Annotated in this window: 10 protein-coding genes; 3 read left to right on the top strand and 7 right to left on the bottom strand. The window is 32.3% G+C overall.

What is annotated here, in order from left to right; translation table 11 throughout:
* Positions 1 to 429: 429 nt before the first annotated feature.
* On the top strand, positions 430 to 1,812 hold the full coding sequence (locus N456_RS03350; RefSeq protein WP_062053885.1) for a hypothetical protein: 1,383 nt from the start codon (positions 430 to 432) through the stop codon (positions 1,810 to 1,812).
* A gap of 115 nt (positions 1,813 to 1,927) precedes the next feature.
* Here the strand turns inward: N456_RS03350 and mfd are convergent, their stop codons facing one another.
* The 3 genes from mfd to N456_RS03335 all read right to left on the bottom strand — a co-directional run bounded on the left by mfd (position 1,928) and on the right by N456_RS03335 (position 8,001).
* Positions 1,928 to 5,299 (bottom strand): transcription-repair coupling factor, encoded by a 3,372-nt coding sequence (mfd, locus tag N456_RS03345; protein ID WP_062053883.1) that lies wholly within the window; start codon positions 5,297 to 5,299, stop codon positions 1,928 to 1,930.
* Positions 5,300 to 5,362: 63 nt separating this feature from the next.
* Entirely contained in the window at positions 5,363 to 6,505 is a 1,143-nt protein-coding gene (locus N456_RS03340) for an aminotransferase class V-fold PLP-dependent enzyme (protein ID WP_062053881.1), read from the bottom strand.
* A gap of 905 nt (positions 6,506 to 7,410) precedes the next feature.
* Positions 7,411 to 8,001: a carboxymuconolactone decarboxylase family protein gene (locus N456_RS03335; RefSeq protein WP_062053879.1), complete on the bottom strand. Its 591-nt coding sequence runs from the start codon at positions 7,999 to 8,001 to the stop codon at positions 7,411 to 7,413.
* 122 nt (positions 8,002 to 8,123) lie between these two features.
* Between N456_RS03335 and recJ the strand changes: the two genes are divergently transcribed.
* Both recJ and N456_RS03325 read left to right on the top strand, forming a co-directional pair.
* Positions 8,124 to 9,809: a single-stranded-DNA-specific exonuclease RecJ gene (gene recJ / locus N456_RS03330; RefSeq protein ID WP_062053878.1), complete on the top strand. Its 1,686-nt coding sequence runs from the start codon at positions 8,124 to 8,126 to the stop codon at positions 9,807 to 9,809.
* A gap of 61 nt (positions 9,810 to 9,870) precedes the next feature.
* Positions 9,871 to 10,221 carry a hypothetical protein gene (locus N456_RS03325; protein WP_062053875.1) on the top strand — a complete coding sequence of 117 codons (351 nt, stop codon included), beginning with the start codon at positions 9,871 to 9,873 and terminating at the stop codon, positions 10,219 to 10,221.
* Here the strand turns inward: N456_RS03325 and N456_RS03320 are convergent.
* The 4 genes from N456_RS03320 to mtgA form a co-directional block, all read right to left on the bottom strand.
* On the bottom strand, positions 10,214 to 11,146 hold the full coding sequence (locus N456_RS03320; protein WP_062053873.1) for an alpha/beta fold hydrolase: 933 nt from the start codon (positions 11,144 to 11,146) through the stop codon (positions 10,214 to 10,216). The two genes, N456_RS03325 and N456_RS03320, sit on opposite strands and share 8 nt — an antisense overlap.
* 157 nt (positions 11,147 to 11,303) lie before the next feature.
* A complete protein-coding gene (locus N456_RS03315) occupies positions 11,304 to 11,759 on the bottom strand; it encodes a hypothetical protein (RefSeq protein WP_062053871.1) in 456 nt (151 codons plus the stop codon).
* Between the two features lie 17 nt (positions 11,760 to 11,776).
* Positions 11,777 to 12,355 (bottom strand): GNAT family N-acetyltransferase, encoded by a 579-nt coding sequence (locus N456_RS03310; protein ID WP_158447814.1) that lies wholly within the window; start codon positions 12,353 to 12,355, stop codon positions 11,777 to 11,779.
* On the bottom strand, positions 12,355 to 13,035 hold the full coding sequence (gene mtgA, locus N456_RS03305; protein ID WP_082422411.1) for a monofunctional biosynthetic peptidoglycan transglycosylase: 681 nt from the start codon (positions 13,033 to 13,035) through the stop codon (positions 12,355 to 12,357). The genes N456_RS03310 and mtgA overlap by 1 nt, the downstream gene beginning before the upstream one ends.
* Between the last annotated feature and the right edge of the window lies 1 nt (position 13,036).

Below are 13,036 nucleotides of genomic sequence, written 5' to 3'. Positions count from 1 at the left end.
ATCGGAACTTCCCGATTCGCAGAACTGAGTGAAAACAACCAATCGGAACTTCCCGATTCGCAGAACTGAGTGAAAACAGCTCATCGGAACTTCCCGATTCGCAGAACTGGGTGAAAACAGCTCATCGGAACTTCCCGATTCGCAGAACTGAGTGAAAACAGCTCATCGGAACTTCCCGATTCACAGAACTGAGTAAAAGCAGCTCATCGGAACTTCCTGATTCGCAGAACTGGTTCGAAATCAAATACTTATACCTTCACTTAATAACATTGAACACACGCCTTAGAGCGATTAAATAATCATATATAAGGTTGGAAATAAAAAAAGAAAGGCATAATGAAACATTTAGTACTAGTCAAACTTCAGAATCTAACCTATATATAAGTTTTTTCATACTTTTGCTCGCTCAATCAAAGTCAAAAATAAATCATGAAAAAAATATTCCTTTTAGCTATACTTATTATTACTATCAGTTGTTCGAAAGATGACGACCCTATAAATAAACCCAATACAAATAACGAGACTACTCCTGTTAATGATAGTATCACTTACTTTACCTTAAAAGTTAATGATTTTTATATTGGTAAAACAGTGAACTCAGGGTATCTTATTATTAATGATAATGAGGGGAATATTTTGGCTCATACCCAAATAGAGAATAGCAAAGAATATGCTTTTAAAGCAAAAAAAGGAGAAGAAAAAGAATCCTTTACCGTTTCTAGATTTATATACAGTGATCAAGAAGTTTTTCAATATAATTTTTTGGACTCCTTTTTTAATATTAAAAAAGGAACAACCTGGAATTTTAAAGGTCGTGAAACTACTAGTGCTACTACTAGAAAAGCAAATAATACTTCGAAAAAAATTTCTTTGAAAATTAAAAATATTGATGGATATAGTACTGTTTATCTATCGTCACCCAGAGGAGGTCTTAATTATTCTGCTTCTGGAACAGCTAATTCAATAGATTATGATTCTATTGAATTACATGGGAACCCTAATAAAATTTTAATTACGGTTCATTTTAAGGAAAAAAAATCAAAATATATTTTTATAGACAATATACAAGATCAACAAAAAGTTAGTGTTGATGGAAGTGAATTAAAAGAATTTGATTCATATATACCTATTAATATACCAGACGATGGTAATACGTATTCTAAAGATTTAACAGCTCGTCTTACATCAGAAGAGTCATTTTCAACAGTTTGGTTTAGTGATATCGAAAGCGAGGCAGCGTCTAATTTTGGTATCCTTAAGGGTTTTTATGATTTTTACATACATATATTTGCATCAAATAATGCAGAAAACTATAGTTATAGATATATAAAAAGATCTCCTACACTCGATGCTATAACTGTTTCACCATACAGTACAGATTTTAAAGTAATCAATAGTTCTATGAACGCTTTTGAGTACACATATACAATGAATCAAAAACACAGTACTAAACAATCAACATGGACACTGTCAATTAACGATAATAAAAAGAATAAGTTTCGTACTGATAATTGGGCTTTCCGAAGTAATGAGCTTCCATATCAAACTATCCCAAAACTACCACAGGAATTTTTAGATCTCTACCCCTTCTTTAAGGTAGAGAATTTAGAATATAACAGTACTGGTTTTTCAAAGGGCGTAACTTATGAGAATTTTTTTACAGATGATAATTCTTTTGAAAACAACAATACATACATTAAAGAATCATTGATTTTCACAAATCCTGATTACGATAACAACAAGTCTAAATCTTTTAAAAAGAATAAAGAGTTTGAAGAAATGATGAAGGAATTTCAACATTATAATCATTAATTTTTAAATACCACTATAATTTTAATACCTATCCGTTTTTACTGGGTAGGTATTTTTTTATCTTAAAAAATCAATGTATCCAGCCTTTAGTTATACCCAAAATATATTAGTATTCTTATTCCGTTTCCACGTCTCTCACATCCGTTTTAGGCTGTAATGGCTGTAATACATGTAGTGCTTTATCTATAGTATCAATCTGCTCAAAAGTTAGTAGTAAACGTAATCCACTTCGGGTTTGTTTTTCTTTCATTTTACACACCTTAGGATTCTGCTGCACGAATTGCAATACAGATGTAAATGCTGGACTTTGATAAAAACCAGATTGTTGATCACTAATAAAATAACCTATCAACTTTTGTTGTTTCATGATTATTTTTTCTAATCCAATAGTGGTAGCAATCCATTTAATTCTAACGGAGTTTACTAAATCTGTTGCTTGGTCTGGTAATTCTCCAAAGCGGTCTATTAATCGTTTTTCATATTCTTGCAGCGCTGATTCTTCTTTAATAGCATTAAGTTCTGTATATAAACTTAGTCTTTCGGTAATATTATTAATATAATCATCTGGGAATAGTAATTCAAAATCGGTATCGATCTGTGTATCCTTTAGGTATACTTTTTCTTCGTTCGTATCTTCATATAGTTGCGCGAATTCATTTTCTTTCAACTCTTCTATCGCTTCATTTAAGATTTTTTGATAGGTATCAAAACCAATTTCATTAATAAAACCACTTTGCTCCCCTCCTAGCAGGTCTCCAGCTCCTCGGATCTCTAGGTCTTTCATTGCGATCTTAAAACCACTTCCTAATTCAGAAAATTGTTCTAATGCTGTGATACGTTTCCTCGCATCTTCGGTCATTGAAGAATATGGAGGAGTAATAAAATAGCAAAATGCCTTTTTATTACTTCGCCCTACACGACCTCGCATTTGATGAAGATCAGAGAGTCCAAAATTATTAGCATTATTAATAAAAATAGTATTAGCATTAGGAACGTCTAATCCACTTTCTATAATCGTGGTAGCAATCAATACATCAAACTCTCCATTCATAAAAGAAAGCATTAGGCTTTCTAGTTTTTTTCCTTCCATCTGACCGTGCCCGATTCCTATTTTAGCATCAGGGACAAGACGTTGTACCATCCCAGCAACTTCTTTGATATTTTCAACTCGATTATGAATAAAGAATACTTGTCCTCCTCGTTGTATCTCATAACTTACTGCATCACGTATTGTTTCTTCTGCAAATCGTATTACATTAGTTTCTATAGGATATCTATTAGGAGGTGGGGTGGTAATCGTTGATAAATCTCGCGCTGCCATAAGACTAAACTGTAATGTTCTAGGGATTGGCGTAGCAGTTAGCGTTAGTGTATCTACATTTTCTTTTATGGTTTTTAGCTTATCTTTTACTGACACTCCAAATTTTTGCTCCTCGTCAATAATTAATAATCCAAGGTCTTTAAATTTTACATTTTTATTCACCAATTGGTGGGTACCAATAATAATATCTACTTTCCCAGAAGCTAATTCTTCTAAGGTTTCTTTTTTTTGTTTTGCAGTACGAAACCGGTTTACATAATCTACTACTACAGGAAAATCTTTAAGGCGTTCTCTAAATGTTTTAGCATGCTGAAATGCAAGAATCGTTGTTGGTACTAAAATCGCGACTTGTTTTCCATTATCTACAGCTTTAAATGCTGCTCGGATAGCAACTTCGGTTTTACCAAAACCAACATCTCCACAGATAAGGCGATCCATAGGACGTTCACTCTCCATATCTGTTTTTACTGCAGCAGTGGCAGTGCTCTGGTCTGGAGTATCTTCATAGATAAAAGACGCTTCCAACTCATGTTGTAAATAGCTATCGGGGTTATACTGAAATCCTTTCTGCAATCTCCGTTTAGCATATAACTGAATTAAATTAAAAGCAATGTGTTTTACTCGTGCTTTGGTTTTTTGCTTAAGAGTTTTCCACGCTTTAGAACCTAACTTATATACTTGCGGGGGTTTGCCATCCTTACCATTATATTTGGATATTTTATGAAGCGAATGAATACTGAGATATAATACATCTCTTTCTCCATAAACTAATTTAATGGCTTCTTGCTTTTTACCCTCTACCTCTATTTTTTGTAATCCTCCAAACTTACCAATCCCATGATCGATATGCGTTACATAATCCCCTACCTCTAGACTTGTTAGTTCTTTTAGAGTTATCGCTTGCTTTTTGGCATATCCATTCTTAAGAGTAAACTTGTGGTATCGTTCGAAGATCTGATGATCAGTATAACAGGTAATCTTAGCATCATGATTAATAAACCCCTGAAAGGCTGAAAAAACAACTGTTTCATATTGTTTTACATCAAGGTCTGCATCATCAAAAATATCATGAAAACGTTTTGCCTGTTGCTGACTTACACAAAAGATATAGTTTTTATACCCTGCTTCGTGATTTTTATTAAGGTCTTCAATTAGCAAATTAAATTGCTTATTAAATGAAGGCTGGGCTTTGATATCAAATTTAATAGCATAATCAGCTTTAGTCATCGGTCTATCACCAACCTCAACTAATGTAAACCCTAATAATTGTTTTTTGATGATTTCTGAAGTTACAAAAAGCTCAGCAGGTTTACTATGCTTGATTGTTGTAGAAAGCGTTTTAAACGCCTCTTCTGCTTTTTCAAAATTTTTATCTATCCTTGCCGAAAGTAAATCGATATCCTTTGTAAATACTACCGTTTTTGAAGCAATATATTTTAAAAAACTCTCTCGGGTTTCTTGTAATGTTTTATTCTCTACATTAGGAATAATAGTAATTTTTTTGATTTGATCGGTAGAAAGCTGCGTTTCTACATCAAAAGTTCTGATACTATCTACCTCATCACCAAAAAACTCTATTCTATAAGGCTCGTCATTACTAAACGAGAATACATCTACAATCCCTCCACGAACTGAAAACTCTCCGGGTTCTGTAACAAAGTCTACTCTCTGAAACTGATACTCAAATAATACTTCATTAATGAACTCTAAAGAGAGTGTATCATTAAGACTAATTTTTAATGTATTTTTTTCAAGCTCTTTTCGAGTGACTACTTTTTCAAATAGTGCATCTGGATAGGTTACAATTAGTGCTGGTTTTTTTTGAGAATTGATACGATTGAGCACTTCTGCTCTTAACAATACATTAGCGTTATCGGTTTCTTCTATCTGATAAGGTCTACGATAACTACCTGGATAAAAAAGTACATTTTTATCACCTAGTAATTGTTCGAGATCATTTAGGTAATAGGCCGCTTCTTCTTTATCATTAAAAATACATAAAAATGGTTTTTCGGCTTGCCTAAAACTGTTTTCAATAACAAAAGATACTGATGATCCTATACTTCCTTGTATATGTGTTTTGGTTTGAGACTGGGCAATAGCTTTTCCTAGTTTCTGCACTTGCAGAGACTTTGAGAAGGTTTGCGAGATTATAGATGCACTCACTTGGCAGATTTTAAGACAAATATAAGCGCAATATCATTTTCAGGCAAAAAGATCATAAAATTCTTAATTGAATTGTGAAGTTAACCGATCAAAATCTATTTTAGAATTATATACATTAGGAGAAACCCGAATAGCATTACCTCTATAAGAAACAAAAATATCTTCTCGTTTCAGTTTAGATTTCAGTAGTTCTAAGTCTATATGATTAGGAAGGTAAATCCCAAAAAGATGATGTGCTCTATACAGATCATCTTCAATAAAGCAACCTAACTGTTTAAGGTATTCCACAGCTTCTTCAGAAATTCTTTTACAGTAGTCTTGGATAGCGGCTGGTGTCCATTCTATTAATTGTTCTATAGCACGAATTAGCATAGGCGTTAACACAAAGTTACTAGACTCACCAACAGAATATCTTGCAGCTTTTTCTTTATAACGATTTTCATATTGAGTTAGCCCTGTAAAATCTTCGCTATTATAGCGATTCATCCAGTTCTGCTCTATCGGTATTCCTTCATTAAAGGCGTCACTATAGTATGCCATTCCTATGGAATACGGTCCTAATAGCCATTTATAACCTCCGCAGATTAAAGCATCTGGCGCTATTTCATCAATAGAAAATGGTAATGCACCTACACTTTGGGTACCATCAATGATTAAAAAAGCATCTACCGATTTAGTTCTTTCTCTAATTGTTTTTAGGTCAAACAACGTTCCATCTGCCCAATGTATATGGGGCATAGCCACAACAGTAGTTTTTTTAGTGATTGCATCTAGAATATTCTGATTCCATAATGCTCCTCGGTTCTTAAAACTTACTGGAGGTTTAATTATTTTTATAGAAGCACCATGTTTTTGGGCAACTTCTTGCCAGATATATACATTACTAGGAAACTGCTCATCTACTACTAAAATCTCATCTCCCATATGTATCGGGATATTCTGAGCTGCATTAGCAATACCATAAGATACAGAAGGTATAATAGCCATATTTTTATAATCAAGAGCGCCAACTAAAGTAGCAAATCGCTGTTTTAAAATTTCTTTTTGGGTAAAAAAATCTTCTCCTGTAATTTTATACGGTTTTGCTTTTTGAGTAACTGCCATAAGACCTACTTCTGTTACTGATTGTAATTGAGGAGACATATATGCTCCATTTAAATACGTAATATCATTAGATAGGTCAAAAAGATGTTTTTGATGTTGCATTGTTTTATTTTAAAAAGAAATTACATTAATACAATATAAGTGCTATTGCATAAAGGTATGTATAATCAAAATTAGATCAGGAATATTTTAAATATTTAGGATTGATAAAAAAAAATGATTTTTTTTTTCGCCAGTTCCGAAAAATGAAACTGGCATGTTTTAATATTGCATTATAAATGGTCATCAAAACCATTTTATATCGTAAAAACCAACATACTGAAAACAATGATAGATGACAACTCCATTTTTTATAATCTTTACCACGGGTAGGACTACGTTTAGATTAAAACTATGGGGCACAAAAGGGTAGAGCCATCTTCATTACATTATCAGTATGTAATTGATTTTTACAATTCCCAGAGTTCTCCCACATTTAGGTGTGGGAGAATTTCTCTTATAACAACAATAAAATAACAAAGGTATATATCAAAACCTTAAAAACAGATTATGTTTTTATTAACAATACAAATTAAACTTATGATACTATTTTAAAATTTTATATTCGCGTTTTATTTTCAGTCCTCTACAAAAACAATAAAATTATTAAAAAAATCTATTTAGAAAAAACTTAGGTATCGGACAAAAAAGTAAAAAATTATACTTAAATCTAGGGAACAAATTTCTAGTACAAGACAACCTAGTTTTATTTTGGTAATCATTACATCAAGAGTAAATAGGATGTGTTCTTGTTCTCCAGCTAGCACGATGCCTCTACTCTTGCCGTCAACTGTCTCGTCCTAAAAAAAGTTTACATATTTTGTAGTAATTCTAAAATAGCTTTACTACTTATTCTTAGCCCTATTATTGTTTTACACTATAAAGTATATCAATAAAAAATATCGTAGACAATTCTTAAGAATTGTCTACGATATTTTTTAAAAGACTGGTATTTTTTTTAGGAAATACTATACATGTTTTCCTTTTTCCCAGCCATGTTTACCAAGATATTGTTCACCAGATTCGATCGCGCCTTCTTCTACCATTGTACCCATAGAGTCATTCCATCGGTTTAGGTATCCAAATAAAGAAATTACTCCTAGCATTTCTACAATTTCACCTTCATCCCAGTAGTTATATAATTCTTCTTTTATTTTATCATCTACTGCATTAGGAAGTATTGATGCTGCAAGAGAAAAATCAAGTGCTGCACGCTCTGCATCACTAAAAGCGGGATGAGTCTTATACTCCCATATATTATCTAATTGTTCCTGCTCTGCTCCATATCTTTCTGCAGCTCGGATTGCATGCGCCTGACAATATCGACATCCTGTAGCATTACTACTCACCCAAGCAATCATACGTTTTAAAGCAGAGGTTACTCTACCTTCATTAGCCATTACAGCTTTATTAAGGTTAATAAACGCTTTAGAAATGGCAGGTCTTCTTTGCATAGTAAGAACAGAATTAGGACAAAATCCTAGGGTTTCATTAAAAAATTCTGCTAATTTTTTAGTATCCGGATCATGATCCGCAGATAATGGAGTAACTAATGCCATGTGTATGTCTATTTTTTAAATTTAATTTTTCAGCTAACCAAAATACAAAACTAATAGCAAACTAAGGGTAGTCTAGATGTTTTTTGTACTTTGGTTTTTTAAAGCTCGAATTTAGTACATAAATGAGATGGACACTACAGCCAAAACCAGATATTTTAAAAATACAGCATTTAGAGAAAGTTCTTAATGTAGACCCCATAATCGCTTCCTTATTGATTAACAGAGGAATAGAGACTTTTGATCAAGCTAAAAAATTTTTTAGACCTTCTTTAGAAGATTTACATGATCCTTTTTTAATGAAAGACATGGATCTTGCTGTTGCTCGAATCCATAAAGCAATTGCTGCGGGAGAATATATAATGATATATGGAGATTATGATGTAGATGGAACGACATCTGTAGCATTATTATCTTCTTATTTAAAAACAGTATCTTCTCAGATTACCACCTATATACCTGATCGATATGATGAGGGATACGGGATATCATACAAAGGAATTGATTATGCCCACGATAATGATATTTCTCTGATTATAGCACTCGATTGTGGTATTAAAGCTATTGAGAAAGTAACCTATGCTAAATCAAAAGACATAGATTTTATCATCTGTGATCATCACAGGCCAGGAGATGAAATTCCTAATGCTGTGGCAGTGTTAGATCCTAAACGAGAGGATTGTAACTATCCATATAAAGAATTATGTGGATGTGGAGTAGGATTTAAACTCATTCAGGCATTAGCAATATATCAAGATCAAAAAATCGATGATTTAGTGCCATATTTAGATTTGGTAGCTACTGCAATTGGAGCAGATATTGTGCCTATTACAGGAGAAAATAGAGTACTGGCATATCATGGTTTACAGGTGATTAATAAAAATCCTAGAACTGGTTTTAAGGCATTATTATCAGAAGTAAAAAAGGAGGTTTTGACAATAACAGATGTTGTATTCAGTATTGCTCCCAGAATTAATGCAGCAGGAAGGATGAAACACGGATTGCATGCGGTTAATTTACTAACAGAAGAAAATCTAGAAACAGCATTACATTATGCCGTAGAAATAGAGTCATATAATAGTAATAGAAAAGAAACTGATAAAAAAATTACTGAGGAAGCTTTAATACAGATTCGTAGTAATAAGGAAGAAGATAAATATACCTCTGTAGTATATCAAGAAAACTGGCATAAAGGGGTAATTGGTATTGTAGCGTCTAGATTAATAGAAACATATTATCGTCCTACCTTAGTTTTTACCAAAAGTGGTTCAAAATTGGCTGCCTCAGCCAGATCAGTAAAAGGATTTGATGTATACAATGCATTAGATGCCTGTTCTGATTACATAGAACAATTTGGAGGACATAAGTATGCAGCAGGATTAACCCTATTAGAAGAACAGTACGAACCCTTTAAACAAAAATTTGAAGACGTAGTCTCTAAAACTATAGATAAAAGACTACTTACTCCAGAGATAGCTCTTGATGCTACTCTGGAACTGGGTCAGATTACCCCTAAGTTTTTTCGTATTCTAAAACAGTTTGCACCACATGGACCCGGAAATATGACTCCCATTTTTATGACAGAAAGATTGCAAGATACAGGATACGGGAAATGTGTCGGTGCTAATCAAACTCATCTAAAATGTAACGTACAAAAAAATAAAATTGCTATAGGTGCTATAGGTTTTAATCTTGGAGCAAAACATGATTTGATTAACAGACAGCAGTTTTTTAAAGCAGCGTATACTATCGATGAAAATGAATGGAATGGTGAGGTCTCTCTTCAATTAAAATTAAAAGACATAAATTAATTTATTTTTATTTAGATTTATTATAAATAGTTGTTATTTTTGAATTAAATATGGATTCAGAATGAACGCTATAGATAAAATTTACAGTAACGAGTTAGGCATTTCTTTTTTTTGGAAACAAGAAGAACATATTTTAAAACCTAAGGTTCAATTGATATTTAAAGATATTGGTTTTTTACTAACGTTAAATGAACTAAAAGATTTTTCAAACTCTTGTATTACTGCAATTAATGATCAGTGCTGTAGTCAATGCAAAAATACGCAATGTAGACCATTATTATTAAAAACACCTTCGGATAAAATAGATCTTGCTGTAAGTAAAAAAGAATTACATCAAATTCAGGAATTAATTACAGGCACTATTTTTAGGGTAGAATTAAAGTATTGGATCAAGAACCTTTCTCTTAATTAAGAAAATCAAGAATTTTATCTACGATTTCGTTTGATTTTGTCTCTTGCAAAAAATGTTTTTCATCTATAAAATGAATATGTTCACTATTAACTTTTAGAGCATTAGCAGCTCTTGTTTGTTGTGGTGGCCATTGTAGCATGGTATCATGGATCCCCCAGATAACAGAGACAGGGATATTGATGTTTTCAAAAACATCAGAGTAGTCGGGTAATATATTACACGTCTGACTATAAAAATAATACATGGCGTGTGTTTTACCTTCTAATAATGGTGTTTTATACCCCGCTACATCCAAAGAATTTAATGTATTTTCTTTTAACCCTCTATTAAAAAGGTTTTTTAGTAGTGTATTGGTTGTTACTCCATTTCGATATCCCCACATTGCTGTTTTGGCAAGCCCACCAGGTTTCATTCGTACAGGAGGATAAAACCCCACTTCATAAATAATCGTATTAAGTACAATCAGATTTTCGATCTTATCAGGAGCTTGTTTCATAAGTTCCCAAGTCCATAATCCACCAGCATCATGCATCACATGAGACCATTTTTCTATGCCTAATGCTTCCATAAGTTCTAAAAGACGTTTCGCATGGTTTTCTGCATTATAAATTTCAAAACCTTCTGGAGAATCACTGGATCCGTATCCTAACATATCTGGTACAATCACTCGATATCCATTGTTTACTAAAGGAGTAATCATCTTACGATATAACCAGCCAGAAGTAGGCACTCCATGTAATAATAGAATTGTAGGTCCTTTTCCTTTATCAATATATTTTAGTAAACCATCATCGGTAGGATACAATCGCTGATCTGCTCTAAAATCCTCATAAGTGATTTGGTTTTTTCTGATCTTGGTATTTTGATATGGTTTACAAGAAAAAAGTAATATCCCTATAAGTGTTAGTATAAAAAGCTTTTGCATAACAATGATAATTTATGGATTAGCAATTTACTCAAAATCATTTTTGTATACTATTGATTGAAGAATTTGATGATAAAAAAAATAATTTATATACAATTGGATATGAGTATGTCTTAAAGTAGAAAAATAACGTTTACTAAATTTTGAATATTTTTACTTAAAATATAGAGGTTATAGTGATTGTATTTCCATTAAAATTAAAAGAACTCCCAATGGTTTTTCCTAATATTAATTTACCAATAGGAGAATTGGCAGCTATGGCAAAATAGAATTGATTTTCTACAGTTAGCTTACCAACAGATATGCTTATAAAGTAATTACCTTGTGTAGTACTCACTAAGCTACCTAAGTGAATATGCTCTGAGTCAGAAAGCTTTATTTTGGATAAAATCTCTTGTAATTTCTGTACTTCGGCTAATTGTTTTCCAGCTTTTTCGCGTTCTAATTGTAACATTGCTCGACCAGTTTCGTGTTTGTCTCCTGCAGTACTTTTGGTTTCGGATGTTAATGATTGTTGGATATCAAAAATTGTATTTTGAATCCTTTGCAATCGTTGATCTACATAGTTTTGACATTGATATAATAATTCTTCTTTGGTTTGTTTTGGATTCATGAGTTGCTATAGCTGATTTAGAGTTTTAAAAGAAAATAGAGCGGATAGTCTAAAACATGAGTTTCATTAAAAACCTTAAAACCTAGTTTTATATAAAAATTCCTATTACGCTCTGTTGTAGTTTCTAAATATATCGGTTTTTCATTTTTATAATATGCCAGTACTTCACTCAATAATTTGGTACCTATTCCCTTACTTCTGTATTTAGGAAGTGTACCCATGATCCATAAATGCAAAAATGGAATTTTAGGGTGGTTATTTTTCAGGATCTTTTCTCTCTTGAGTACATTATATATACTACTGATACCAATACATCGAATTACTAGTTCCATATCCCATAATAGTGTTGTGAATGTTGTTTTTTTCTTTTCAGAATCTAGAAACAGTACACATCCCAACTGATCATCACTAAGAAATATTTCGCCAAAACGTAATGCCATTTTGCATTGATATTTCATTAAATGATAGATACTTTGTGATCTTTTTTTATCTTTTTTTGCAACAAAATTAATAGAATTAGGAAATGTTTCGGTTATAAAAGTAGTATGTAGAATGTTTATTATCGTATTTTGATCCTTAAAAGTAGCCTTTTTCATCATTTGTTATCTTCAAATACTAAAGTACCATAATTTTGCATTTGACTCATAATCCATTTTTTTCTTTTTTGGATATATTTAGAAGCAGGAGTTGCAAGCATTTTTTTTGGATTAGGGAGTATTGCAGCGATAGCGGCAGCCTCATTTTTGTTAAGTGCAATTGCTGAGGTATTAAACCAAAATTGAGCAGCAGCTTCAGCACCATATATTCCATCTCCCATTTCTATACTATTTAAATAGATTTCTAGAATACGTTCTTTATTCCAAAAAATCTCTATTAAAAATGTAAAATAAGTTTCCAATCCTTTTCGTACCCAGCTGCGATGTGGCCATAAGAAAACGTTTTTGGCTGTTTGCTGAGAGATCGTACTTGCACCTCGTAATGATTTTCCGGTTTTGTGTTCGGCTATTGCTTTTTTGATAGCTTTTGTATCAAATCCATTGTGTTTTATAAACTGCTGGTCTTCGCTACAGATAACGGCGAGCTGTACTACTTTAGAAATTTTGGTTAATGGTACCCATTGATGTTTACTGGTATAAGGATTCTCTGATTGTATTTTTCGAATGATCATTAATGGGGTAATCGGAACATTAACCCATTTATATACTACTACCCATAATATGCTCAAGGAAATGAATAGGATACAACTTTTGACAATACATCGGATAATTCTTTTCATA

This window comes from Aquimarina longa SW024 (genome assembly GCF_001401755.1).
Taxonomy (GTDB): Bacteria; Bacteroidota; Bacteroidia; order Flavobacteriales; family Flavobacteriaceae; genus Aquimarina; species Aquimarina longa.
Note: the sequence above shows the minus strand (reverse complement) of the source record. Positions and strands in the feature narration are given on the sequence as shown.

Excerpts from the sequence above, each read along its gene's own strand:
- recJ (WP_062053878.1), top strand. The coding sequence starts at position 8,124 with ATGAGATGGACACTACAGCCAAAACCAGATATTTTAAAAATACAGCAT.
- N456_RS03310 (WP_158447814.1), bottom strand. The coding sequence starts at position 12,355 with ATGAAAAAGGCTACTTTTAAGGATCAAAATACGATAATAAACATTCTA.
- N456_RS03325 (WP_062053875.1), top strand. The coding sequence starts at position 9,871 with ATGAACGCTATAGATAAAATTTACAGTAACGAGTTAGGCATTTCTTTT.
- N456_RS03350 (WP_062053885.1), top strand. The coding sequence starts at position 430 with ATGAAAAAAATATTCCTTTTAGCTATACTTATTATTACTATCAGTTGT.
- N456_RS03315 (WP_062053871.1), bottom strand. The coding sequence starts at position 11,759 with ATGAATCCAAAACAAACCAAAGAAGAATTATTATATCAATGTCAAAAC.
- N456_RS03340 (WP_062053881.1), bottom strand. The coding sequence starts at position 6,505 with ATGCAACATCAAAAACATCTTTTTGACCTATCTAATGATATTACGTAT.
- N456_RS03320 (WP_062053873.1), bottom strand. The coding sequence starts at position 11,146 with ATGCAAAAGCTTTTTATACTAACACTTATAGGGATATTACTTTTTTCT.
- N456_RS03335 (WP_062053879.1), bottom strand. The coding sequence starts at position 8,001 with ATGGCATTAGTTACTCCATTATCTGCGGATCATGATCCGGATACTAAA.
- mtgA (WP_082422411.1), bottom strand. The coding sequence starts at position 13,035 with ATGAAAAGAATTATCCGATGTATTGTCAAAAGTTGTATCCTATTCATT.